Origin of the sequence: Streptomyces gottesmaniae (assembly GCF_031845845.1) — a bacterium.
Lineage (GTDB): Bacteria > Actinomycetota > Actinomycetes > Streptomycetales > Streptomycetaceae > Streptomyces > Streptomyces akebiae.
On the sequence record NZ_JAVRFJ010000006.1, the window covers coordinates 156,633 to 180,464 of the forward strand.

Sequence of the window (23,832 nt, forward strand, 5' to 3'; positions counted from 1 at the left end):
CGCTCCCCCTCCGCCGGGGGAACGGCCGGGGAAGCGCCACACCGTCCAGGTAACCCGCATTTCACGCCCGCAGCGAGTCACTGACGAGGGGTGTACCGGCAGTACATCCCTCCCCCGGCGCGCCGGGCGTACGGTCGTGGGGTGGACAACCAGGACGAGGTCCGCGAGTTCCTCACCTCGCGGCGCGCGAAGATCACCCCTGAGCAGGCGGGACTGCCCACCGGCTCGCGCCGACGCGTCCCCGGCCTGCGCAGGAGCGAGGTCGCGGCGCTCGCCGACGTCAGCGTCGAGTACTACGCCAAACTGGAGCGGGGCAACCTCGCCGGCGTCTCCCCGGCCGTCCTCGAAGCCGTCGCCCGCGCTCTCCAGCTCGACGACGCCGAGCGCGCGCACCTGCTGCGTCTGGCCCAGGCCGCCGACGGCAGCGATGCCCTGACCCGGCCCCGCCGACGGCGTACCAAGGACCAGTGGAAGCCGCACCGCAGCCTGCGGTGGACCCTGGACGCCATCACCGCCGGACCCGCGTTCGTCCGCAACGGCCGCTTGGACGTGCTGGCCGCCAACGCGCTCGCCCGCGCCTTCTACGCCGACGTCTACGCCTCGCCCGGCAACCAGGCGAACCTGGCCCGCTTCAACTTCCTCGACCCCGCCTCCCGCCGCTTCTACCCCGACTGGGACCTCGCGGCCGACATCGCCGTCGCCATCCTGCGCACCGAGGCCGGCCGCAACCCCCACGACAAGGGCCTGCACGACCTCGTCGGCGAGCTGTCCACGCGCAGCGACGACTTCCGTACGCGCTGGGGCGCCCACGACGTCCGCCACCACGGCACCGGAACCAAACGCTTCCACCACCAGGCCGTCGGCGACCTCACCCTCGCCTACGAGGGCCTGGAGATGGCCGCCGAACCCGGCCTCACCCTCACCATCTACACCGCCGAACCGGGCTCACCCTCGGAAGAGGGACTCCGCCTGCTCGCCTCATGGGCTGCCACGCCCCGGACCGTCGCACCGGACGCGAGCCGCTGAAGATCATCGGGGTCAGGGGCGCGGCAGCAGGACGACTCCGTCGCGGCCCGCGTGCAGGACGTCACGTCCGTTGTCGCGCGCCCGGTCGGCCATCACTCGGGCCGGGGCGCCAGTCAGCGGCGCCATCACCGGCTGAGCCAGGAACAGGCAAACGCCCTTCTGGACCAGGAGCACGTCAGGTTCCGTCGGCGGCGTCGGCGTGGCCGAGTCGCCACACCGCTGTCGCTCCGAGGCTGGTGTCGATGTGCTTGCGCATGATCTCCGCCGCGCCGGCGCCGTCACCCAGGGCGACGCATTCGACGAGCGCGTCATGCTCCCCGGCCTTCTGGTCCCGGGCCTCCTGGCCCGGATCCGTACGGAGCGCGAGGAGACGGTAGCGGTCGGCCTTGTCCCACAGTGCCTCCAGCGTCCCGATCAACAGGTCGTTGTGGGACGCCGTGTAGATCGCGGCGTGGAAGCGGCGGTGCGCGACCAACTGCTCGACGCTCGGGCGGGGGCGAAGCGGGGCGAGCCCGGCCGCCGCCGCACGGATGGCCTGGAGGTCGGCGTTGGTTCGCCGTTCGGCGGCCAGGGAGGCGGCCAGCGGGTCGAGGGACCGTCGGATCTCCAGCAGGTCGCGCGCCTCCTCCGCCCGCAACGGCGAGACCCTGGCGTCCCGGTGCGCGTCCAGCTCGACCAGGCCCTCGCTCTTGAGGCGGCGCAGCGCCTCGCGCAGCGGGGTGGTGCTGATGCCGATGGAGCTCGCGAGCTCTCGCTGCTGGATCACCGATCCGGGCCCCAGCTCCCCGGAGAGGATCCGGTCACGGACCTGGCGGTAGGCGAAGTCGCTCTTCGTCTCGAAAGCCTCAACCGGCTGCGACATGCGGCCCCCTCTGTGCGCGACGACGGTTATAACGTACAGAGTCCTCGCCGACTCCACCAGCGGGCATCTCGCTCTGCGGTACGCCGCGCCATCCCCGTCCAGCTCTCACCATAAGGCCTCTACGTAAGGCCTCTACGTAGGGGATCACCTGGGAGTTCGGCGAGCCGACCTCTCGGGAAGGGTTGACGTCACAGGTTATAACCGTCACTGTTTGCGGCGGCTCCCACGACACGTGCTCGCCGCCCCCGACCATGCGCCGCCGGGCGCCAACCTCACCAGCCGATATCCGCCAACTCGACCTGAGGAGTCCCGTGGCCACCCTGGGCAGCCCCCACCGTTACGCCCTCGGCGTTCTGTACGGCGACGGCATCGGCCCCGAGATCGTGTCGGCCGCCGTTCTGATCGCCGACGCCGCACTCTCGGCCGCCGGAGCCGCACCCCTCACCTGGCAGGAACTCCCCCTGGGCCTGCGGGCCATCGAGGAGTGCGGGGAGGCGACTCCCAAGGCCACTCTCGCCGCCCTCGCCGAGACCGACGGATGGCTGCTCGGCCCTCACGACAGCGCGTCCTATCCCGAACCGTTCCGCTCCGAGCTCAACCCCAGCGGCACCATCCGCAAACACTTCGACCTGTACGCCAACGTGCGTCCCGCCAAGGCATTCGAGGGCGGCGACGCCCTCGCCCCCGGCGCCGACCTGGTCATCGTCCGGGAGAACACCGAGGGCTTCTACGCCGACCGCAACACCCACCTGGGCACGGGCGAGTTCATGCCCACACCGGATGTCGCCATCGCGATGGGCATCATCACGCGCACGGCCTGCGAGCGCATCGCCCGGGAGGCGTTCGAACTGGCGTCGCGGCGCCGCAAGAGGGTCACCATCGTCCACAAGGCCAACGTCCTCAAGCTGACCACCGGCCTGTTCCGCGACGTCTGCCGCGAGATCGCGCGGGACTACCCCGACGTCGCCGTCGACGACTTCCACATCGACGCCATGACCGTGCATCTGGTGCGGCGGGCCCGCGAGTTCGACGTCGTGGTCACCGAGAACATGTTCGGCGACATCCTCTCGGACCTGGCCGGCGAGCTGGCCGGGTCGCTGGGGACCGCCCCCTCCCTGAACGCCTCCCGGGACCGCGCGATGGCCCAGGCGGCCCACGGCTCCGCGCCGGACATCGCCGGGCAGGACGTCGCCAACCCGGCGGCGATGATCCTCTCCACCGCGATGCTGCTGGAGTGGCTGGGGACCCGGCACCAGGACGAGGCACTCGTGCGTGCCGCCCGGATCGTCGAGGAGGGCGTGGGCTCCACGCTCGAACGGGGAATCAGGACCAGGGACATGGGCGGGGCCGCGGGATGCCGCGCATTCACCGAGGCGGTCGCGGCCTCGATCGGGCAGCTGTGAGCGGGCGCCGGGCCGACCGGCAGCCCCTGGTGGCCGTCGTCAACGCCACCCCGGCCTCGGTAGAGCCCGCGCGGACCGCGCTCGCGGAGGGGTTTCCCGAGGCGTCGGTGTGGAACCTGCTCGACGACCGCCTCATCGGCGACGCCGAAGCGGCCGGCGGTCTCACGCCCGCGCTGTCCGACCGGATGCTGTCCCTGATCGGCCATGCCGTGCGCGGCGGTGCCGACGCCGTCCTGTTGTCCTGCTCCATGTACGGGCCGGTGCTGGAGCAGGCCCGCCGGGAGCACGGGCGGCCCATGCTCAGCTCGGACGAAGCACTCTTCGCCGAGGTCTCCCGTCGGCGGTTCGGTCACGTCCTGCTTCTCGGCCACCTCGCCCCGGCGGTCGAGGACTCGGTGAACCGGCTGAGGCGAGTGCTCTCCTCCACGGAGGGCGGCACGCGCACAAGAGTCACCGGACGCGCCGCTTCCGGGGCGGCAGCGGCCGCCGCCCGCGGGGACCTCGACGCCGTGGAGACGTCACTGACCGAGGCCGCCACCCCGGGTCTGAGGGAAGTGGACGCGGTGATCCTCGGCATGTTCTCGCTCTCTCCCGCGCACGCGGGCGTGGAGAAGGCGCTGGGTCTGCCGGTGCTGAGCGCTCCCCTCCTCGCCGCCCGCTCCCTGCGCGAGAAGGTCGCGGCGGAGACCGGCGCCTTCCAGGGAGGCCCACCATGACCGGCCGACCGTGGCCGGGCCGCGTCGCCGATGTCGACGCCGTCGCGGTCGCCGTCGCGGTCGCGGTCGCCGTCGCCGTCGCCGTCGCCGTCGCCGGTCGAGCCAACACCCTCTTCGTACCGTCCTTCCCCCGGGGCCTTCCCGAATCGTCCGCCGTGGAGGCATGGTGATGGGCCGTAACCACCTGGCGGGATCCGGGCTCGACGCACTGGGCACCCGGACTCGCCTCGACGTCGCCGGTCAGTCGCTGACGTACCACCGCATCGACGGGCTGGCCCCCGCGGACCTCCCGGTCAGTCTGCGGATCCTGCTGGAGAACGTGGCGCGCTTCCACGACGGCACGAGCCGGGGCGACGACCAGGTGCGGGCGATCCTGTCGCGCGGAGCCTCGGGAGCACCGATCGACCTGTACGCCTCGCGGGTGTTCCTGCACGACACCAACGGAGTGCCCACGATCGTCGACCTCGCCGCCATGCGGGACGCCATGGCCGCTCTGGGCGGCGACCCGGGGCTGGTCAATCCCGTCATCGCGTCCGAACTCGTCATCGATCACTCGGTGATCGCCGACGCCTTCGGACGCCCGGACGCGCTGACGCGCAACGTCGAGCTGGAGTATGCCCGCAACGGCGAGCGGTACCGCTTCCTCCGGTGGGGACAGCGGTCGCTGGAGAACTTCGCGGTCGTGCCTCCGGGCACCGGGATCATGCACCAGGTCAATGTGGAGCACCTCGCCCGCGTGGTCATGGTCGAGGACGGCCTCGCGTTCCCGGACGTGTGTCTCGGCACCGACTCGCACACCACCATGGTCAACGGGCTCGGGGTACTGGGCTGGGGCATCGGTGGCATCGAGGCCGAGGCGGCGATGCTGGGCCAGTCCATGTCCGCTCTCGTCCCGGACGTCGTCGGCGTGCGCCTCACCGGCGAGCTCCTGGCGGGCGCCACGGCCACCGACCTGGTGCTCACGCTCACCGAAATGCTGCGGGCCCGTGGAGTCATCGGCAAGTTCGTCGAGTTCCACGGCACCGGCGTCTCCGCTCTCCCGGTGGCCGACCGCGTGACCATCGCGAACATGAGCCCCGAGTTCGGCTCGACCTGCGCACTCTTCCCGGTCGACGACGAGACCCTGCGCTATCTGCGGTTCACCGGGAGATCCGAGGCCCGGGTCGCGCTGGTCGAGGCGTACGCCAAGGAACAGGGCCTGTGGCACCACCCCGGAAGCGCGCCCCGGTTCACGGACACCGTCGCACTCGACCTGTCGACCGTCGTCCCCTCGCTGGCCGGCCCCTCCCGGCCCGAGGACCGCGTTCCGCTGGACCAGGCCAAGTCCCGCTTCCGCACCGCCGTCGACTCCCTTCGTCGGCAGGGCGACGCGAGCGGCGACACGACGTCCTCGGACACCGCCACCGTCGCCACCGTCGTCATCGACGGAAGGTCGCACGAGCTGGCCGACGGCGCGGTGGCGATCGCGGCCATCACGTCCTGCACGAACACCTCCAACCCGGCGGTCATGGTGGCTGCGGGTCTGCTGGCCCGCAACGCCGTCAGGGCGGGACTGCGCAGCAAGCCGTGGGTCAAGACCACCCTCAGCCCGGGCTCCCGGGTCGTCATGGACTACTACCGGCGGGCCGGCCTCGTCCCGGACCTGGAGACCCTCGGCTTCCACCTGGCCGGGTTCGGGTGCATGACGTGCATCGGAGCCTCCGGCCCGCTCGTCGGCGCGGTGTCCCAGGCGATAGCCGAGACCGGTCTGACGGTGACGTCCGTGCTCTCGGGGAACCGCAACTTCGAAGGCCGGATCCAGCCCGAGGTGGCCATGAACTACCTCGCCTCACCTCCGCTCGTCATCGCCTACGCCCTCACCGGCACCCTGGACATCGACCTCGCGACCGAACCCCTCGGTCACGACTCTCGGGGAGAGCCGGTCCACCTGCACGACATCTGGCCGGCCCCGGCCGAGATCGAGGCCGTGATGGCCGGGAGCATCGACGCGGCGATGTTCACCGACGCCTACGGAGACGTCTTCACCGGCGACCGGCGGTGGCAGGACATCAGCGTGCCGGCCTCGGAACGCTTCGCCTGGGACGAGGACTCCACCTACATCCGGCGCCCTCCCTACCTCGACGACATGACGAGGGAACCCGAAGCCGTACGGGACATCACCGGGGCGCGGGTGCTGGTCAAACTCGGCGACCAGGTCACCACCGACCACATCTCCCCCGCCGGCGCCATCACCGCCTCCGGCGCCGCGGCTCGTCATCTCGCCCGACTCGGCGTGTCCGCAGGGGACTTCAACACGTACGCCTCCAGGCGCGGCAATCACCAGGTGATGACGCGCGGCGCGTTCGCCAACGTCAGGCTGCGCAACCAGGTCGCCCCCGGCACGCGAGGCGGCCGGACCCGCGACTTCCTCGCGGACGGCCGCGAGAGCGCGATCCATGACGCGGCGGCCGCCTACCGTGCGGCCAAGGTCCCCATGGTCGTCGTGGCCGGGGAGGACTACGGCGGCGGGTCCTCCCGCGACTGGGCCGCCAAGGGGCCCGCGCTGCTGGGCGTCCGCGCGGTGATCGCACGGTCCTTCGAACGCATCCACCGGTCGAACCTCATCGCCATGGGCGTCCTGCCCCTGGAACTCCTCGACGCCGGCCCCCACGACCTGGCGCCCACCGGCGCCGAAACGATCACCATCTCCGGACTGGAAGCCCTCAACACCGGACGCGTCCCGGCCACGGTCCGCGTCCTCTCCGACGGCCGCGAGTTCACCGCCCGAGTCCGCCTGGACACCCCCCGCGAAGCCGACTACTTCCGCCACGGCGGGGTCATGCCGTACGTCCTGCGCGGCCTGCTGGCCCGCCCGGCCGAAGACGAGGAGTGAGGCGTACCCGAAAGAACCACCTGCCCTCCGAAGGACCGTACTGCGGGCGTCGGCCGCCTCCCCCTCGGCTTGGGCGGCCACCGCGCCCACTCCATCACCGCGCGGCGGGTCGGCCCTGGCCAGGACGTTGATCGATCCCGGTCGGCCGTCGCGGTACGCCCCATGCGCGGGCCCGCCCCGCACCACCGAGGCACCCGCCCGCGAAGGATGACATTATCGAGCTGACGGCGAACGGCGCGCCCGTACGCACGAGCGTGCTGTCGCGCACGGGCAAAGGCCTTCTCCTGACGGAAGACGACCGCCACGCCGCCATGGCCAAGCCGTGGGCCGACCAGGTCGACGCGGTCCGGACGTCCGAGCTGCCTCCGGTGTCCGGAGCCGTCGTCAACGCCCTCCTGGTACGCCCCGACGGCTACATCTGCTGGGCCCGGTCGGCCCAGAACGACGCAGCTCCCCCAGAATGCACGCCGGTCCAGGACGGACTTGCCGATTCCCTGCACCGGTGGTTCGGGCACCCGGAACACTGACTCCCTGCGGATGTGGCCCCGCCCGCCCGGGCCACATCCGCAAGCCCCCTCTTCCGCCACCTCCGCCGTACCGAGCGTCCGGACGCCTGCCCACCTCGGATCCGTTTCACCCAGCCCACGGCGCGGACTGCCCACCAGCAGGAAGACACGAAGGCTCACAGTCGTGGAGGTCCGAGTCCCGGGGAAGCCGCCATCGGCGGGCACGGCCTGGCTCGGCTCGGCTCGGCTCGGCTCGGCTCCGGCGTGCGGTCGTCGGGTCGCCCCCTCCAGCTCACCGAAGCGCTGACCTTCCCTCCAGTCCCGACGCGCCTGCGCGAGCTGCTCCTGCGACCGCCCGATCCCCTTTCAGGTGTGGTTCCACCCGTGCCGCGGGCGCCCTCGTGATGTCAGGTGGCGCGCTTCACGTGGCGGACCAGCCACATCAGCAGGGCGTCCAGGTCGGCGGCGGCCGAGAGGACCCGTTCGACCGCTTCGGAGGTGTGCAGCCAATCCTCGCAGCCGAGGGAACGGGCGGCGATCAGCGAACGGTGGCGCAGCAGGTCCGTACGGGCGTGGTCCGTCGGATAGCCGCGCGGGGGGCGTTTCATCAGGTCCCCGGAGATGTCGTAGCCCTTCTTCCGCACGTCCTCGACGATGGCGGACAGTTCACGGCCGCTCCCCTCGGAGGCCACGGCCATGCGGAACATCTCCACCTGGCCGGGATCGGGATACCACCAGGCACCCTGGATCCGCAGGCCGTCCAGATCGAACCGGAGACCTATCTCGATCTTCCGGCCGAGCCGGATCACCGCTCCCTGGTGCTGCCACCACCAGGAGTCGGTGCGGTAGTGCCAGACGGAGAAGTCCTCGTACCGGGGGTCGGTGTCCGCGACCTCGTTGAGCAGGGCGATCATCGGCTGCCGGACCAGGCGCTCGCGGTCCGCCCGGTAGCGCTCGCGGGTCGCGTGGGTCGGTTCGCCCTGGAGCTGCCACAACACGTCCATGGCCTGCTCCGGCCAGCCGGTGAATTGTCCGCGCATGCGCGGAGGATAGTTCACGCGTGATCCGAGCGCGGGCGGAGTGGGAGGTGTTGCGGCGGGGCGCCCCCTTTCAGGTCTTGCACCGCACCCGTCTTGCACCGCACCCGTCTTGCACCGCGCCCGTCTTGCACCGCGCCCGCCGGCGCCGGCCTGGCTGTCGTCCAGACCGGCGGACGGGGCGACGTCACGCGGAGACGCCGAGCGGCGGGTGCTCGAGCACGCGGGGCTTGTACTCGACCAGTTGGATGCGGCCGTCGAAGGTGCGGTGCTCGATCATCTCGAGGGCAACGTCCGGATAGCCGTCGTAGATGCGTTCTTCGCCCGTGGCCCCGGTGATCACCGGGAACATCACCACCCGGAAGCGGTCGACGAGCCCGGCTCGTAGCAGGGACCGGCACAGGCTGAGGCTGCCGATCGTGCTGAGGAGCCCCGAGCCACTCGACTTCATGGCGCGGACCGCCTCGACGGCGTCGTCGCGGACGAGCGTGGAGTTGGCCCACGTCAGTGGCTCCTCGAGCGAGGAGGAGAACACCACCTTGGACGCTTGCGTGAGCTCGTTGACGGACGCCTCTTCCTCGGGCCTGAACTCATCTTGACCACTGGGGACCTCGCCCGCGGCGAAGCCCGACATCAGACGGTAGGTGTTCGCTCCCATCAGGTAGGTGGCCTCGGGCTGCTCGCCGAGCCAGGCGAGGTACTCCGGGCCCTCGAGTCCCCAGAACCCGGGCCATCCCTCTCCGGACGCGTAGCCGTCGAGGGAGGTGATGAAGTCGACGAGAAGCTCCGACATGGCGGTGTCCTTTCCTAGGCTGTCACGAGCTTGGACCGGCCAGGAGCCACAAACTCATCGGCCACGCTGTGGAATACGAGAAACACCGCCGTCGGCCGACCTCGGTGCCTGGCGCTCACAGCCAGCCGTTGCGGCGGAAGGTCCGGTGCAGCAGGGCAGCGGCGCCCACCATCACGGTGATGGCGAGCGGGTATCCGTACGTCCAGCTCAGTTCCGGCATGTGGGCGAAGTTCATGCCGTAGATCCCGGCGACGAGCGTCGGGGTGGCCAGAATGGCGGCCCAGGCGGAGATGCGGCGCATGTCGTCGTTCTGCCAGGTACCCACCCGCGCGAGGTGGGCGTCGAGGGCGGAGTTGAGCAGCTCGTCCAAGGAGCGCACCTCGGTGTCGGTGCGGTGCATGTGGTCTGCGACGTCGCGGAAATACGGCAGCACCTCCTCGGGCCACCCGGTGTGGGGGCCGGCGAAGTCCTGCACCACGGGGACCAGGGGCTGGACGGCGTCGCGGAATTCCAGGACCTCGCGTTTGAGGGTGTAGATGCCCTCGGTGAGGTCATCGCGCTCCGGGGAGAACACGCTCCGCTCCAGGGCGGTCAGGTCGGTACGGACCTGGACGGCGGCCTCGGTGTAGGAGTCGACCACCGTGTCCAGGACTGCGTGCAGCACGGCGATGGGCCCGAACCGCACCATCTGCGGGTCCTCACCGAGCCGCCGGGCCGCCTCGACCGTGGGATCGGCCGGGCCATGACGCACTGTCAGGGCGAAACGCGGGCCGGTGAAGACCATCACCTCGCCGGTCTCCACCTCGCAGCCGTCCTTGACGTACCACAGCGTCTTCAGTGCCACCGCCAAGACGTCCCCGTACCGCTCCCGCTTGGGCCGCTGGTGCGCCTCGCCGGCGTCCTCGACCGCCAGCGGATGCAGCCCCAGCGGCCCCGCCAGTTCTTCCAGTTCACCCGGGTCGGGGTCATCCAGATGTACCCAGCAGAACTCGCGTTCCGCCACACGCTTCAGACTGCCCAACACCGCCGCACGGCCACCGTCGGCCTGGCAGCAGTCCACCTGTTCCGGCTCGCCCGCTGACTCACGGTAGATGACACACCTCATCCTTCACGCCTGCACCGCTGCGGCGAATGCATGCCTGCTGCCCGCCGGCGGGCAGCAGGCAGACATGGTTCACACGCGACGGGCACGCTTCCTTCACATGACCCGGTGATGACATGTATTTGCCTGTGCGGGACCGAAATCATGGCGGTCAGCGCCGCGGTGTGGTGAGTCGTGGGCGTCCGTACGTCACCACAGAGATGCCGCGGCGGGAGCTGGACGGTTCCCGGGTGGCCCTGCGCCGCAGTGCGGTATCCGGCCCGAACCTGGACCAGTCGGCGGGGAAGCCGCGGGAATCACGTCGTCCACCGAATTGCAGGCGAGCAGGTTCGTCAGCTCATCTACGACTCCGGCCGGACTGGACACGAACGGGACCTTGTCGCGACGGTGGCATCCCGAAAGAGCGGCTCCCCCGCGCTCGAGGATCTGCACTGGATGCAATGAGCGTAAGTCTTTTGATTATGTTGCTCAAGTAGCTCTTGAGATGAGCAAATAGATCACAGTTGTTTCAGCGGACATCCGGCCGTCGGCCCGCCGGGGCGGCGTGGAGCGGCGTGGGGCGGCGTGGCCACGGCCTCTACCGTGCCGTCGCCCCGTGCGACAGGGGCCGGCCGAACTCGCCGAAAAGTCCGCCCGGGAGGACCGTGGAGTGCCCTGTTCCCGAGTGCCCGGTCCGGACGTGCAGGCCCGCGACGGGCGGTCTAGGACGCCAGACCATCGGCGTCCGCAACTCGCTCGCCATGGGCGAGCGGATCGGCGGCTTCGAGGTGCCCCCCGTGGTCTGGTCCAGCAGCCTGTTGGGCCAACTGCGCCGTATCACCATCGACCACACCCTTCTCGTCAACGAGGTGATCTCGCTGGAGAAGGAGGAAGGCGCCAGCGAGCCCAACCTTGTCCTCAGTCTCATGCGCCACCAGGGTCTGGCGCGGGCAGCGGCAATCGAGCGGGTGGTCGGGCAGGCCGACACAGCTGTCCTGCAGTTCCTCGACCTTGAGAACAAGGTCCCGCAGCTGTGCGCGGCGCTGGCCCTCACACCGCCCGAAAGCTCCGCGGTCCGGCGCTATGTCGCGCTGATGCGGGCATTGATCCGTGGCCACTACGACTGGGCCCGCGCCGCCGGGCGTTACGGTCCCGTTGCCGTAACCCTCGTGCCGGACCACCCCAACCCCTGAGGGATGACGGGCCTAACTGTTTCTAACACAACCTGTTGATCATGTGACTGTTGGCATCAAGCGTGGCCGTGGCCCGGCGCCCTTTCCGTGGCATGTGCCGGTGTTGGCTCGACGCGATGTCCTAGTAGGACTTCGTTAAGTTGCTCTGGATCTTGGGTTCGGGCTGGTGGTGGATGTTCTGGGCAGGGGGCGGTGGCAGGTGGTGCATGTGCCGGTCCAGCAGTTCAGCAGGTCCTGGATGGTGTCGAGGATCTGGTAGAAGGTGAGTCCGCTGTAGCGGCTTTTGGGGCCAGGCGCTGTTCGGTGAGGAACGCGTGGGCGGCGGTCACCAGGGTGACGTGGTGATGCCACCCCGCCCAGGAACGTCCCTCGAAGTGGTCCAGGCCGAGGCCGTGCTTGAGTTCCCGGTAGTCGTGCTCGATGCGCCAGCGGATCTTCGCCAGCCGGACCAGTTCGGTGAGCGGGGTGGATGCGGGCAGGCTGGACAGCCAGTAGTCGGTGGGTGCTTCGGCGTCTTCGGGCCACTCGATCAGCAGCGTGGCCTCGGGCAGAACACCGTCCCACAGGCCCTCCTGCGCGGTGGCGGCGGCCTGGGCCAGGCTGCGGGAGCGGACACTGGCCGGCCGCACCCGCAGCGCCAGGAAGTGTGAGTTCATCGGCCCGCGGGAGCCTTCACGCCAGGTGACCTCGGTGAACGCCTGCCGTCCGTGACCAGTGGCCAGAACGGACACGGAGGACGGCTTGTCCCGGTAGCGGGGCTGCGGCCTGCGGCCGTTCCCGGACCACGCCGGGGCGGTCGGCCGCGCGTCGTGCGGGTGCACGGTCACGTCCGAACGGACGGCCACGACATAGCCGATGCCCCGCTCGCTCAGGCCGGCGCGGAAGTCGGCGTTCTGCCCGTAGCCGGCGTCGGCCACCACCACCGGCGGCACCAGCCCCCACTCGGCCAGCTCGTCGAGGGTGTCCAGGGCCAGGCGCCACTTCTCCCGGTGCCCGGCCTCATCGGGCACCTGGCAGCGGCGCCGGCGTTCGGTGTCGCTGTCCCACTCCTTGGGCAGGAACAGCCGCCACTGAAGCGGGACGGAGGCGGCATCGGTGACCGCGTGCACGCTGACCGCCACCTGACAGTTGGCCTGCTTGCCCAGGGCCCCGCAGTACTGGCGGGCGACGGCGACCGACATCTTCCCGTCCTTCGGGAACGAGACGTCGTCGACCGCCCAGGCATCCGGGCCGATCAGCGGCAGCATCCGCTGGGCGATACGCCGCCGCACCGGCACCGGATCCCAGGTGGACTGGTTCACGAACTGCTGCAGGTTCTGCTCGTTGCCGTCCGGCAGCCGCTCCGCCATGGCCTGGATGGACTTGCGGCGCCCGTCCACCATCAGTCCCCGCAGATAGCACTCGCTCTTCGCCCGTTGATCCTTGCGCGGCACCGAGGCGAACACATCAGCGACGAATAACGCCAACTTCGCCCGAGCGCGGTTCACTTCATGTGCGTCCACACACCCACCATGCCGCTGAACACCACCGCCCGAAAGACCTAACGGAGTCCTACTAGAGCGTGTCGGGTATGGCGGCGGTCCAAGATTCGGGCCGGGTCGGCGTGGCTGAAATGGACGCGAAGCAGGTCGTTGGCTCTCCTCGCTGAGCGCGGCCGGCGGGGACATCGCAGCGCGAGGGATCAGGAGGTGATGACCGTGTCCTCAATGCGTGCGTACGGGGACCGGCCAGGGGCGGTGGGCAGGTGCCCCCGGCCGGAGCGAGAGCGCGATGGTTCGCTTCGGGCAGGGAACCGGAGCGGAGACGGTCAGTTGCAGGCGTGGCCCCAGCCCATTTCGGGGCGCCAGGTCTTGGTGCTCGCGGTCCCGCCCTGCTTCTTCCAGGTGAACTTCGCCTGTACCTGGAAACTGTTCGTCGGCCACCTGCACGGGTTGACCGACGAGGTGCCTGCCAGGTCTTGGGTGCGGTGCCAGCCGTCGTCGTCCTTGGCGGACTTCACCGTCAGCGTCCTGGTGCCGTTGAAGCGCAGGAGCTTCACGTCGTTGACCGCGACCGTGTAGTTGCCACCGCCGGCGACGTCGGTGATCTTCGCCCGTGCCCGGTATGTGTCGGCCTCGTCGTCCCACCATACGGTCGCACAGCGCTTGACCTGCTTGCCGTAGCACTCCCAGGTGCTGTCCGCGGACGCCATGGACGGTGTGAAGACGATCGATGCGCCCACCGCTGCGACGGTGAGCCCACCAGCCGTACCGATCCGGCCGAGTTGCTTGAGCCTCATGAGGTTCCCTTCCAATGTCCCGCGGCCGTTGGACGGCCGCCGGGTCTCCAGCGTTGGCGACGGGAACGCTAGCCGGGAATCCGGGGTGAACCGTGAGGCGTGCGGTGCTGTTGCGCAGCCGTGACAACGTCCGGATTCGGCTGCCGCCGCCAGCCGACCGAGCCCCAGATCTTCCAGGACGCGAGCGACGGTCGGCCAGGAGGTGACGTCTGTCCAGTACCCGGTGCGGTGGTTGGTGACCTCACTCTCAGCCCACCGGTCTGCCTTGCGAACGAAGCTGACGTCAGCGGCGCGGTTTGCGCGCCCCGCGTTTGGGTTCGGGCCCGGGGACGCATCCTTCTGGGATGGCGCGTAGAAGGAGAAGGCCCGCAGCGTTGCCCGGACACCTTGTGCGCCAACGAGCGAAGATGCCCACAGTCACATGATCAACAGGTTTTGTTAGAAACAGTAAGAGGGCATCTGATCAACATTCAGGCCGGTGTGGTGGTCATGTCCGTTTCGATTCGCCAGGTTGGCGTGGATTCTCCCGTCAGTTCGCGGGACATTTTGTTAGCCATCGCCCAGTGGATCATTGCTCGAGATCTCTGGGGCAGGGCTTCGTAGTCCCGGGCCAGGCGGCGGTGCTGCTCAGCCAGCCGAATGTCCGCTCGATCACCCACCGTTTCGGCAGGGGCTCGAACCCCTTCGCTCGAGGTCGCTGCACGACCTCCACGTCGATGCCGAGGAGGGCGCCGTGGTTGAAGACGCTGTTCTGGTATCCGCCGTCGGCCCAGACCTTGGACACGCTTGGGTGGTTCGCAGCGACGTCGTTGAGCAGGAGCTTGCCGCCGGTGGTGTCCTGTACGTTCGCGGCGGTGATGACGACGGCCAGCACGAGACCGAGCGTGTCCGTGATCAGGTGCCGTTTGCGTCCTTTGATCTTCTTGCCGGCGTCGATGCCCTGGCTGGTCTCGGCCACGTTTGTCGAGGTCTTCACGCTCTGCGCGTCGATCACGGCCGCGGTCGGCTCGGTACTGCGGCCGTGGGCTCGTCGGGTCTTGTCACGTAACAGGTCATGCACCTGCTGGGTGGTGCCGTCCGCTTCCCACTTCGCGTAGTAGTCGTAGACGGTCTTGTACGGCGGGAAGTCGTGGGGCAGGTACTCCCACGGGATGCCGGTGCAGTTGACGTACAGGATCGCGTTGACGATCTCCCGCAAGTCATGCACCCGGGCCGCCGTGCCGGGACCTGTCCGTCTCGCCCGCCAGGCGGCGAAGACCGGCTCGATCAGAGCCCAGCGGGCATCGGACACATCACTGCGATACGGACGGCGAGAACTCACGCACCGTGCAACGACCGCCAACGCCGCCAGTCACAAAAGCATCCCAGAACACCAACTACCTAGATCAGATGCCCTCTAAGTGTTATCTGGGGAGACCCCTGTGCTCGAAGCGAAGCTCCTGCGGCTTCTGCCCGCCCTCGTCCTTGCTGCCAGCACGATGGTTTTCTCCAGCGGCACGCCCGCTGCCGCCGCCGGATCCTCCTGCAGCGGGAAGAGCGACGACCGCAGCGCCGACAACTGGGCCTCCACCGAGACCGACCTGTGCCTGAGGGCCAGCAACAGGGGGTGGTCTTACGGCGCCATCACCTTCACCTGCTGGAAGGGGCAGGTCATCGGATGGGACCGCGTTGACTGCGACCTGTCCGGTCTCGCCTCCCTCACCAAGACCCAGGACGGCACGACCCGCAAGGTCTACGACAGGCGCGCCAACCTGAGGTACACCTACTCCGTCCACGGCGACAGCGTGACCTACAACCAGAACTTCACGTTCACGTGCACGCCCGGCGCCACCTACGCCTTCACCCTGAGTGGAGCCCACACCATCCAGGGCAACGACCAGAACACCGAGGTTGACATCCCGAACCGCACGGTCGCTGACGTCCCTTGTAAATAGGACGCACATGGGCGGCCCTACGGCCGACGCAAGCTGGCAGACCGGCCAGTTTTCAGCGGGGGCCTGCGGCGTAACTCACGCAGCGGGCCCCCGCTTTTGCCGGAATCGCCCTCGCCGGCATCCTCCGCTCCCGCCGCCGAGCCGCAGGGACGGCGGGCGCGACGGCCCGGGCCGACACGCAGCCTGGCTGAGTGCGCCTCGATCCCCGGATGTGTCCCGGCCGCCCATCCCCACTCCTCAAAGCCAGTCAGGGACATGGGCAAAAAGCGGCCGCAACGGGGATGTCAGCACCCCGACCGCTCGTACGCCCGTGGGACCTGGGTGAACTTCAGGACGCCGCAAAGGCTCGCGCAACACCTGCCGCAACACCCAGTGCAACACCTTGGCGCAACGTGAGCGGGCTACGCGACGCCTCCACCACGGACTAGAACCCGCTGGTCCTCCGGCTGGGGAGGGCGGGGTTCAAGGGGACGTCGCGTAGCCCGCTCCCGGCCGGAAGAAGGTCTGGGCGGTGTGCCAGACGGCGTGGTCCGTGCCGTGGAAGAACACGTTCAGGCGTCCGTGGCCGTCGGCCTCGACGACGGGCTCGCCTCCGATGTTCTGCGCGATCTGCTCCCAGGCGCTCCAGTCGGTGCCGTTGACGATCGTCTGCTCGTTGACCCACAGGTGGCCGCCGCCCCAGTGGAAGGTGGCCAGCCGGGCGTCGGCGGCCCGGGCGACGGCCGGCTTTCCGGTCAGGGTGCCGCCGAGGCTGCTCAGTGTGGACCACCCGTTGTAGTCGTCTGTTTGCGGCAGGTGCCACAGGGCGTTGTCGGTGCCCCGGAAGAACACCTCCAGGCGGCCGTCGGCGTTGGTGCCGACGACGGGGTCGCCGCCGATGTTCTGCGCGATGTTCTGGGGGCTCTCCCAGGTGTTGTTGTTGGGGTCCCGCTGCCGGACGACCCACAAGTGGCCGTCGGTACCGCGGAAGAACACCTGCAGACGGCCGCGGGCGTCGGTCGCCACTGCCGGGTCGCCCGACAGGGTGCCGCCCAGGGCGGCAGGGCCGGTCCAGTTGCCGTAGCCGGACTTGGTGGTCTCCCACACATGCCACAGGGCGTTGTCGGTGCCCCGGAAGAAGGCCGCCGGGCGGCCGTCGGCGTGCAGCCCGGGGACCGGGTCACCCCCGATGCTGTTGGCCAGCGTCGCCCCTGGGCCGTAGCCGCCGTTGATGACCGTCTGCCAGGGATGTTCGAGATTGCCCTGCCCGTTCTTGAAGAACACCCCGATGCGCCGCGCGGCCGTGCGCAGGGCGGAGGGATCGCCGGACAATGTGCCGGCGCCCAGGTTCTCCCACTCGGACCAGCCGCCCAGAATCAGCTGATGGCAGTGCGACAGCGCGTTGTCCGCGCGGCCCCTGATGAACACCTCCAGCCGGCCGTCCGAAGAGGGCGCCACCGCCGGATTACCCGTCAGCTGCCCGCCGAGCGAGGTCACCGAGTCCCAGGACATACCCGGCGTCGAAGGAACCGTCATGTTCTTCCCCTCCTGCTTTCGCCCCCGACCCTGTGACCAGGGGAGCCACATCTTGGGTTTGTACAACTGCCATTCGTGACCGCAGGGCTGGCGTGCGGCGCGCCATGCACCGACAGGCTGGTTCAGCGCCGGCCGACGGTGACGTTGGGTTCGCGGTCATGGGTGTCGAGTTGGAGGGCCTGGTAGCCGCCCTCGCCGCCGATGGCCGGTCGCCGTGCGGCAGCGGTGGAGGGCCTTGGAGGATCATCGGGTTCTGAAGCGGCGGAAGAGGTTGCGGGCCACGTACACGCCCGGCCCGCCGAAGCCGACGATGTCGACGCGTCCGTCACCGGTGATGTCGGCGACGAAGCGGGGATGGTGGCCGACCCGCCAGGCGCCTGCGTCGTCGTTGTGGCCGAAGCCGCGGCACACCAGTTGCGCCTGCTCGAACCGGCCGTCGCCGCGGTTGTGCGACACCCAGACCCCTTCGTCCCCGAAGCCGATGACATCCGGGTTGCCGTCGCCGGTGACGTCGGCGAGGAAGCGGAGGTGCTTCTTGCTCGTCCACCCCTGGGCGAGGCCGAAGTCGTTCAGGACGAGCTCGGAGGGCTCGAACGTGCCGTCGCCGCGCCCGCGTGCGACGACGACGCCCTGCGGGCCGAACCCGACGATGTCCACAGCTTCGCCGTCGACGGTCCGGACCAGGGACCGCGGGTGCTCCTCGACCGAGCTCCACCCCTGGTCGGTCCCGAAGTCGTCGAGGATCCACAGAGGGTCCGCGAACTTGCCTTCTTCGTCCTGGAGTGAGATCCAGACGCCGTCGTCGTGGAAGCCGACGATGTCGGCGCGACCGTCACCGGTGGTGTCGATGACGAAGCGGGGATGCCTGTCAGCGTCCCATCCGCCCGCCTTCTCCTTGTGGCCGAACGCCTGGAGAGCGGGTTCCGTGGCGAGCGGTGTGAACTTCCCTTCTTCTTCCTGGAGTGAGATCCAGACGCCGTCGTCGTGGAAGCCGACGATGTCGGCGCGACCGTCACCGGTGGTGTCGATGACGAAGCGGGGATGCCTGTCAGCGTCCCATCCGCCGGCCGACTGCCCGTGGCCGAACGCCTTGACGACCGGCTCGCCGCTTACGGGCACGAACTTCTTGTTCTCGTCCTGCAGCAACACGCGGACACCGTCGGCGGCGAGGACGACGACGTCCGGCCTGCCGTCGTCCGTCGTGTCCGCGAGGGTCCACAGGTCCTTGGGACTGGGAGAGGGCACGGGTGGGTGCAGGACGCGCTCGTCGCCGTCGAAGTTTCCGTCGCCTTGGCTGACGGCCGTCACAGCTCCCTTCGCGGGTTTGAGCCCGACGATGTCCGCTTGCCCTGCTCCGGTGGTGTCGGCGAGGAACCGGTCACCGAGCCCGGCCCACCAGGCCGCTTGGCCGCCCGTGGAACAACTGGCTCCGACGCTCTGCCATGCGCCGGCATCCTGGTCGGTTCCGAAACGCTTGAGGACCAGGAGCATGTCGCTGAAGGAGGGTGTCGCGTCGGGTGCCGGCCGCAACGCGGCCGAGCGGGACAGCCGCCAGGACTGGCGGCTGTTCCAGTGGCTCAGTGATGCCCAGCGCAGGACAGGGTCGCTGGTGCGCTCCGGCTCGGTTGTGACGAACCGCCAGTGCTGGCTTGTCGCGCTGTCGTCGTAGGCGCGCAGGACGACCCGGATGTCGTCCGCTGCGGGATCGGCGAGGTCGAGGACGACCCCGTCGGTGGCGTCCTCGATGACGTAGAGGCCGGCTTCGCCCTCCACGGGGACGACGTGCCAGTGCTGGCTCTTCTTGCCGGCGGTGGTGTCCCACTGGCGGACGCCGCGGTCCGCGGCGGCCGGGTTGTCGAGGACCTTTCCGCTGACCGCGTTGCAGATCACATAAGCCTGCTCGGCTTGGGCCGACCCGCTCTGCGCGGCCTGTACGGGGGTGAGCTGCCACTGCTCCGGGCTCGGACCCCCGTCGGGGAAGTCGCGCACGACCAGTGCCCCGTCCGTTCCCGGCGTGGCCTTGGCGCCGAGGGTCTTCCCCGTGGCGACGTTGACGATCTCCAGTTTCAGTTCTTGCGTGGGCACGGGCATCGTGGTGCCTCTTCCAGGCGGTACGGGCGTGGACTCGGGACAGGCGTGGCGCAGCGCCGGTGGCTGCGGGTCACGTGAAGACGTGGTGGTAGGGGACGCTCCACTCATTGGGCAGCCGCGGGTAGAACGTGTTGATGACGGTCCCGGTGAAGTCCCCGCCCCAGTTGTAGGTCACGCGTACCTCACTGTCGGCCGCCACCGCGTGGTCCTTGAACCCGAGGATGGTGTCCGGGTGGGTGATCGGCACGAAGGTGATCCCGCCCCACGGTGTCAGCGTGACGACCCACAGCTGGGTGTCCTCGGGCGCGCCGTTCTTCCCGCGCCACAGGTCGCCCACCTTGTCGGGCAGGCCCACCTGGACGGTGTCGGCCGTGGTGCCCTTGGGGGCGTCCTGGTGGACGGTGATGCGCCGACGCTGCGGCTTGGGCACCCCGTCGTCGCCGCGCCCGGCATCGGCCTGGCCCGCACCGGCGGGCTTGGGCGGCACCGGGCCGGCGGCGCTCTCGACGAAGTACAGCGGCCGCTGCCCGAAGAAGCCGGCCGGGGTGATGTACCAGAGGTGGCCCTGCGCCTCCTTGGTGGCGGGGTCGAGCGCGGTGGACAGCTTGACCCCCTTGTCGTGGACGCTGTCCTTCAGGTCGGCGGGCCGCAGGAAGCCGCCGTTGAAGGCGTGGACGAGCATGACCGGTCGGTTCTCGACCAGCGCGGCCACGATCGCGTTGTCGTAGCTGTTCACCGCCACCGGGCCGCCGACCACCAGATTCGACATCGCCGTGCGTTCTTGGGTGTACATCGTTACCTCACCTGTTGTTGAAGTGGCGAACGATGGTCCAGCCACATGGAGTGTTTTGTCGCACCGAATTACTTAGGGATTCAACCGTCCTACCTCGAATGGCCCGGCCTTTATGGACGGCTGAAGCAAACGCCTCCACCATCACATAAATAACGGCTGCAACACTCGTGCACAAGACTTCTTTAAGGTGCCGATCGAGCGGTCGACAGCGCTTCAACTTACCGTTTTTTTAGGCGCCTTGAGAACAGTCGGTGAATGCCTTTCACTCGATTGAGCATGATGCGCTAAGACTTCTTCCCAGAGAATGAGGCTGCTGATAGCTTCAAATTTCGGAAAGCGCGCAGATGCCTGTTCGATTCCATCGAGCGCGTTTCGGAGAGAATCAGCCAAGGACGGGGAATTGCCTTCCACTGCTTACAACCTGGAACGGTTCAAGCGCCATCCGCTGACGAAAAAGAACCTGCGGGAACTCGGCATCGACCTGCCGTCCCTCCTGAACCACCCCAACCTGGTGTACACCGACAACAACGGCGTGCAGCACCACCCTGTCGGCGTTTCCATCAACAAGGAGAGAACGGAAAATTTCCGACCACCCGGGACGAAGAGCTGTGCGTTCGATCTGGGCTGGCTCGCCTACATGAATCTCGGTGAGCCGTTGATCGAGGAGCGGGGCGACATCACTCCGCCCCGGCCCGACACGTTCTCCTCACGCGCCTATGTCAACCGCAGCGAGAAGCACGAGATTACTTTCACCGACTCGGTCGAGTTCACCGTGTCGAACGGGGTGACGTGGTCGCTCCACGGAGATGCCAAGCTCACCTTCGGCGGCACCATCGGCGCGCAGCTGCAGCTGCAGCTGCAGAACCAGCTCAAGATGGATCTTCAGGCGCAGTTCGGGACGCAGTTGCGCAATGACATGGCGAACAAGAACGCCAACACGGTGACCAACAAGAACAGCAAGGACAGCGTCGGCGTCGACAACGCCAACGCCACCGAAACAGCCACGACAAACTCGACGGGCAACTCCGCGTCGAACTCGGTGACGGACTCCGTGGCGTTCACCACTCAGGGCAGCGCCACTGGGAACGCGTCTCTCAACGCGCAGCTCGCGTTGGGCCTGGCAGCCACCGTCGGCGGTTCCCTGACGACGAGCTGGGTGTCGAAGTCGCAGATCTCCGGCAAGGTCCCGGCGGACTCCCGGGTGGAAACCATCGCCACGCAGCGGCGCGCCCACCGGCATTACGACTACGAGATCCCGGTGACCTTCGCCGGTTACCTCGCGGTGGAGTACGCCGTGCCCGTTCCGGTCCTGTCTCCTCCGCAAGCCGGGACCCCCAGCCTCGCCCAGGTGGTCCCCCGCGACATCGCCGACATCAACCTGGCCGGCGGCGGATATCGCATGAAGGGACGGATGGAGGTCGTCTCCTCCCTGGACGTCCACCACACGATCTTCGAAGCCGAGAGGCTGACCTTCAGCCCACGAGCCCTGCACAAGGGACCTTGACCGGGCGGCAGCACCGCCACGACGACGACCAGGAGTGACGACCATGGTGTTCAAGAATATTTTCGATTTCGCGCAGAACAGTGCGGGGCTCTTCTCAGTGAAGGCCGGCGAAGCCGAATCGCAGCCCGCTGCGGACGTCGACTTCGAAGACGCCCGGGAGCACACATACGACGACAAGAGCACGAGCCTGTTCATCCATTCGATCCACGGGGCCTCCTCCCGGGCGAAAGTCGTGCAGGAACAGTCACCCGAAGCGCGGGTCATCCTGAGCATCCTCGGCTCCTTCATCCAGACCACCGGGGACTCGGCCCGTACCCAGGCCCAGCACGCACACGCCAGCTCGGTCTCCGACACAGCGTCCGCCGGCATGGCAAAGGCGAGTGAGACGGTGAAGGGGGAAGAGGGCCTGCAAAAGAACGGGCAGCTCCAGGACAATCCGGACAAGGAGGCATACGCCAAGGCCCCCAAGGCTCCGGACGCACCCAAGGCCGCACAGCCCCCCAAGGCGCCCCAGACGACCGCCGAAACTCCGCAACAGCTGGGGGAAACCGAGACGACCACCAAGAAACCGTCCGGCTCCCAGTAGCGCCCCAGCCGCGGGGGCCAGGGGCATGATCGCCCCTGGCCCCCTCGTGCGTCATACCGGGAGCAGCTGCCACTGACGGTCCTGGGAGGCACCCGCCGCCTCGTACTGCTTGATCACCGTACGGGCGTTGGTGTCGATTCCCAGCAGTAGACCGCTGTTCCAGTTCGCGATCTCGTACACCCGCGGAGTGGCGGTCACAGGACCCACCGGGATCAGCCGCCAGTGCTGATGGCGGGCGTCAGCACCGTCGTAGGCGCGCTGCGCCACCACCGCCCCGGCCCCCTCCTGTGCCCCGACGACCTCCAGAACCTTGCCGCTGCGCACGTTCTCGATCCGGTACAGGACCTGGCCGTCGTCCTGGCCCGCCGCAATGAGCTGCCACCGTTGGTGATCCCTCGGAGCGACAAGGGTCTGGTGGACCTCGGCCCCGTCGCTGGTGGACTCACGCACGACCGCCATCCGCAACCTGCTGCGCACGTTGGCCCAGGAGGCCACCGTGCCCGAGTCGGGCAGACCGACCAGCTTCGCCGACGTGACCTTCCGAACCCGGTTGTTGGTGTAGTCGGCGATGTAAAGAGTGTCGACGCAGTCCACAGCGAGCCCGTGCGGGGAGCTCAGCTTGGCCGAAGCGGCCGACTTACCGTCACCGTCGAAGGTCGCGGCGCCCGTGCCGGCGACCGTGCTGATCTTCCCGTCAGCTGCGACTTTCCGGACCCGGTGGTTGTTGGTGTCGGCGATGTAGAGGGTGTCGCTGCTGTCCACCACCAGCGCCATTGGGGATTGCAACGGGGCCGAGGTTGCCTGGACGCCGTCACCACCGTAAGTCGCGGCGCCCGTGCCAGCGACCGTTCTGATCTTCCCGTCGGCCTTCGTGACCTTCCGGACCCGCTGTTGGTGATAGTCGGCGATGTAGAGGTTGCCTGCACTGTCCACCGCCACTGCGCTTGGGTACTTCAGCTGGGCGGCAGTGGCGACGGTACCGTCAGGGGCCAAGCCGGCACCGACCGTCCCAGCGACCGTGCTGATCTTCCCGTCAGCCGTGACCACCCTGATCCGGTGGTTGCCCCAGTCGGCGATGTAGACGTTGTCCGCGCCATCCACCACCACATCGAACGGGCTGTACAGGTGGGCTGCGGTGGCCAAGCCGCCGTCACCACCGTAGGTCGCGGCGCCGGTGCCGGCGAACGTATGGACCTTCCCGTCCGCCATCGTGATCTTCCGGATCCGGTTGTTGCCGGAATCGGCGATGTAGAGATCGCCCGCGGTGTCCACGGCAATCCCGCGCGGGTGACTCAGCGCGGCTGAGACGGCGGAGACACCCTCTGCCCCACGTCCCGCGCTCCCCGTCCCCGCGACCGTACTGATCTTCCCGTCAGTCGTGACCTTCCGGATACGGTGGCCGCCGTATTCGACGATGTAGAGGGTCCCTTCGCGATCCACCGCCACCCCGTAAGGACCGTTCAACAGAGCCGATGCGGCCAGCTCCTTGTCCCCCTTGGGCGGCACCCCCGCAGTACCGGTTCCCGCGACCGTGCTGATCAGGGGAGTGAACTCCTCGCCGTCTCCAGCTCCCGTGCTACCAGTGCTCATCTGCATCCCTTCACCGTCCACCCGACCGCCGACCTGATGATGACGTCGACAG

The 23,832-nt window shown here is 68.7% G+C and carries 21 protein-coding genes and 1 pseudogene; 10 read left to right on the top strand and 12 right to left on the bottom strand.

Annotation, left to right across the window (positions count from 1 at the left end; genetic code table 11):
- The first annotated feature begins 141 nt into the window (after window positions 1-141).
- A complete protein-coding gene (locus RM704_RS09465; RefSeq protein WP_033528812.1) occupies window positions 142-1,026 on the top strand; it encodes a helix-turn-helix transcriptional regulator in 885 nt (294 codons plus the stop codon).
- A 12-nt stretch (window positions 1,027-1,038) separates the two neighbouring features.
- Here RM704_RS09465 and RM704_RS09470 read toward each other — a convergent pair whose 3' ends face one another.
- Window positions 1,039-1,200, bottom strand: a complete 162-nt coding sequence (locus tag RM704_RS09470; RefSeq protein ID WP_157856719.1) for a hypothetical protein — start codon at window positions 1,198-1,200, stop codon at window positions 1,039-1,041.
- Window position 1,201: 1 nt separating this feature from the next.
- Window positions 1,202-1,888, bottom strand: a complete 687-nt coding sequence (locus RM704_RS09475; protein WP_033528472.1) for a GntR family transcriptional regulator — start codon at window positions 1,886-1,888, stop codon at window positions 1,202-1,204.
- 311 nt (window positions 1,889-2,199) lie between these two features.
- Here RM704_RS09475 and RM704_RS09480 point away from each other — a divergent pair, with 311 nt between their 5' ends.
- The 5 genes from RM704_RS09480 to RM704_RS09500 all read left to right on the top strand — a co-directional run bounded on the left by RM704_RS09480 (window position 2,200) and on the right by RM704_RS09500 (window position 7,406).
- Complete coding sequence (locus tag RM704_RS09480) at window positions 2,200-3,291, top strand: isocitrate/isopropylmalate dehydrogenase family protein (RefSeq protein ID WP_052146144.1); 1,092 nt, start codon at window positions 2,200-2,202, stop codon at window positions 3,289-3,291.
- Entirely contained in the window at window positions 3,288-4,007 is a 720-nt protein-coding gene (locus tag RM704_RS09485; protein ID WP_052146143.1) for an aspartate/glutamate racemase family protein, read from the top strand. Before RM704_RS09480 ends, RM704_RS09485 begins: the two co-directional genes overlap by 4 nt.
- The gene (locus RM704_RS09490) at window positions 4,004-4,177 is read left to right on the top strand and encodes a hypothetical protein (RefSeq protein WP_157856718.1); all 174 of its coding nucleotides are present in this window, start codon (window positions 4,004-4,006) and stop codon (window positions 4,175-4,177) included. The genes RM704_RS09485 and RM704_RS09490 overlap by 4 nt, the downstream gene beginning before the upstream one ends.
- Window positions 4,177-6,879 carry an aconitate hydratase AcnA gene (gene acnA / locus RM704_RS09495; RefSeq protein WP_107072326.1) on the top strand — a complete coding sequence of 901 codons (2,703 nt, stop codon included), beginning with the start codon at window positions 4,177-4,179 and terminating at the stop codon, window positions 6,877-6,879. Before RM704_RS09490 ends, acnA begins: the two co-directional genes overlap by 1 nt.
- A 221-nt stretch (window positions 6,880-7,100) precedes the next feature.
- Window positions 7,101-7,406 (top strand): aromatic-ring hydroxylase C-terminal domain-containing protein, encoded by a 306-nt coding sequence (locus tag RM704_RS09500; protein ID WP_369015704.1) that lies wholly within the window; start codon window positions 7,101-7,103, stop codon window positions 7,404-7,406.
- A gap of 386 nt (window positions 7,407-7,792) precedes the next feature.
- Here RM704_RS09500 and RM704_RS09505 read toward each other — a convergent pair whose 3' ends face one another.
- From RM704_RS09505 to RM704_RS09515, 3 genes are all read right to left on the bottom strand, one after another.
- On the bottom strand, window positions 7,793-8,425 hold the full coding sequence (locus RM704_RS09505) for a DUF2461 family protein (protein WP_311590481.1): 633 nt from the start codon (window positions 8,423-8,425) through the stop codon (window positions 7,793-7,795).
- Between the two features lie 184 nt (window positions 8,426-8,609).
- Window positions 8,610-9,215, bottom strand: coding sequence for a dihydrofolate reductase family protein (locus RM704_RS09510; RefSeq protein ID WP_033528469.1), 606 nt, complete (start codon window positions 9,213-9,215; stop codon window positions 8,610-8,612).
- 115 nt (window positions 9,216-9,330) lie between these two features.
- Window positions 9,331-10,218 (bottom strand): magnesium and cobalt transport protein CorA, encoded by an 888-nt coding sequence (locus tag RM704_RS09515; RefSeq protein ID WP_311590482.1) that lies wholly within the window; start codon window positions 10,216-10,218, stop codon window positions 9,331-9,333.
- 743 nt (window positions 10,219-10,961) lie between these two features.
- On the opposite strand from RM704_RS09515, the gene RM704_RS09520 reads away from it, so the two are divergent.
- Window positions 10,962-11,489 carry a terpene synthase family protein gene (locus RM704_RS09520; RefSeq protein ID WP_311590483.1) on the top strand — a complete coding sequence of 176 codons (528 nt, stop codon included), beginning with the start codon at window positions 10,962-10,964 and terminating at the stop codon, window positions 11,487-11,489.
- 224 nt (window positions 11,490-11,713) lie between these two features.
- Here RM704_RS09520 and RM704_RS09525 read toward each other — a convergent pair whose 3' ends face one another.
- From RM704_RS09525 to RM704_RS09535, 3 genes and pseudogenes are all read right to left on the bottom strand, one after another.
- Complete coding sequence (locus RM704_RS09525; protein ID WP_078937208.1) at window positions 11,714-12,991, bottom strand: IS701 family transposase; 1,278 nt, start codon at window positions 12,989-12,991, stop codon at window positions 11,714-11,716.
- Between the two features lie 305 nt (window positions 12,992-13,296).
- Window positions 13,297-13,767 carry a hypothetical protein gene (locus RM704_RS09530; protein ID WP_033528466.1) on the bottom strand — a complete coding sequence of 157 codons (471 nt, stop codon included), beginning with the start codon at window positions 13,765-13,767 and terminating at the stop codon, window positions 13,297-13,299.
- A 470-nt stretch (window positions 13,768-14,237) separates the two neighbouring features.
- Window positions 14,238-15,088 (bottom strand): annotated as a pseudogene (locus tag RM704_RS09535) (IS5 family transposase).
- A 100-nt stretch (window positions 15,089-15,188) separates the two neighbouring features.
- On the opposite strand from RM704_RS09535, the gene RM704_RS09540 reads away from it, so the two are divergent.
- Window positions 15,189-15,701 (top strand): hypothetical protein, encoded by a 513-nt coding sequence (locus RM704_RS09540; protein WP_033528465.1) that lies wholly within the window; start codon window positions 15,189-15,191, stop codon window positions 15,699-15,701.
- A gap of 462 nt (window positions 15,702-16,163) precedes the next feature.
- On the opposite strand, the gene RM704_RS09545 is transcribed toward RM704_RS09540, so the two are convergent.
- The 3 genes from RM704_RS09545 to RM704_RS09555 all read right to left on the bottom strand — a co-directional run bounded on the left by RM704_RS09545 (window position 16,164) and on the right by RM704_RS09555 (window position 20,100).
- A complete protein-coding gene (locus RM704_RS09545; protein ID WP_157856716.1) occupies window positions 16,164-17,216 on the bottom strand; it encodes a PLL family lectin in 1,053 nt (350 codons plus the stop codon).
- Window positions 17,217-17,459: 243 nt separating this feature from the next.
- Window positions 17,460-19,307 carry an FG-GAP-like repeat-containing protein gene (locus tag RM704_RS09550; RefSeq protein WP_033528464.1) on the bottom strand — a complete coding sequence of 616 codons (1,848 nt, stop codon included), beginning with the start codon at window positions 19,305-19,307 and terminating at the stop codon, window positions 17,460-17,462.
- Window positions 19,308-19,377: 70 nt separating this feature from the next.
- On the bottom strand, window positions 19,378-20,100 hold the full coding sequence (locus RM704_RS09555; protein ID WP_033528463.1) for a hypothetical protein: 723 nt from the start codon (window positions 20,098-20,100) through the stop codon (window positions 19,378-19,380).
- 400 nt (window positions 20,101-20,500) lie between these two features.
- On the opposite strand from RM704_RS09555, the gene RM704_RS09560 reads away from it, so the two are divergent.
- Window positions 20,501-21,604: a hypothetical protein gene (locus tag RM704_RS09560; protein ID WP_033528462.1), complete on the top strand. Its 1,104-nt coding sequence runs from the start codon at window positions 20,501-20,503 to the stop codon at window positions 21,602-21,604.
- A gap of 43 nt (window positions 21,605-21,647) precedes the next feature.
- Entirely contained in the window at window positions 21,648-22,190 is a 543-nt protein-coding gene (locus tag RM704_RS09565) for a hypothetical protein (RefSeq protein ID WP_033528461.1), read from the top strand.
- A gap of 51 nt (window positions 22,191-22,241) precedes the next feature.
- On the opposite strand, the gene RM704_RS09570 is transcribed toward RM704_RS09565, so the two are convergent.
- Complete coding sequence (locus tag RM704_RS09570; RefSeq protein WP_498076431.1) at window positions 22,242-23,786, bottom strand: NHL domain-containing protein; 1,545 nt, start codon at window positions 23,784-23,786, stop codon at window positions 22,242-22,244.
- Between the last annotated feature and the right edge of the window lie 46 nt (window positions 23,787-23,832).